This window comes from Mycobacterium sp. UM_Kg1 (genome assembly GCF_000972925.1).
Classification (GTDB): domain Bacteria; phylum Actinomycetota; class Actinomycetes; order Mycobacteriales; family Mycobacteriaceae; genus Mycobacterium; species Mycobacterium hiberniae.
This window is the reverse complement of record NZ_JRMK01000408.1, coordinates 1-213: the sequence shown is the minus strand read 5'-3', so window position 1 is coordinate 213 and position 213 is coordinate 1. Positions and strand designations below refer to the sequence as shown.

The following is a 213-nucleotide window of genomic DNA, read 5'->3' as shown; positions in this document are numbered from 1 at the left end:
ACTGGGCCGGCGGCATGCCCGAGTCCAGCGATTCCAGCTCGGCGAACGCCTCGGCGTGCTCGTCGATGAGGTCTGCGAGCTTCCACAGCACCTTGGCGCGCTGGCGAGCCGGGAGGTCGGTCCACCCGCCGGACTGGTAGGCCGCCTTGGCGCGGGCGACGGCTTCGTCGACGGCTTCCGGACCGGCGTCACGGAACTCGGTGATCTGTTCCT

The 213-nt window shown here is 70.4% G+C and carries 1 protein-coding gene; it reads right to left on the bottom strand.

From position 1 onward, the window contains the following. Positions 1 to 213 (bottom strand): aldehyde dehydrogenase family protein (locus LI92_RS21740; protein ID WP_046322900.1); only part of this gene is annotated, 213 nt, incomplete at both ends.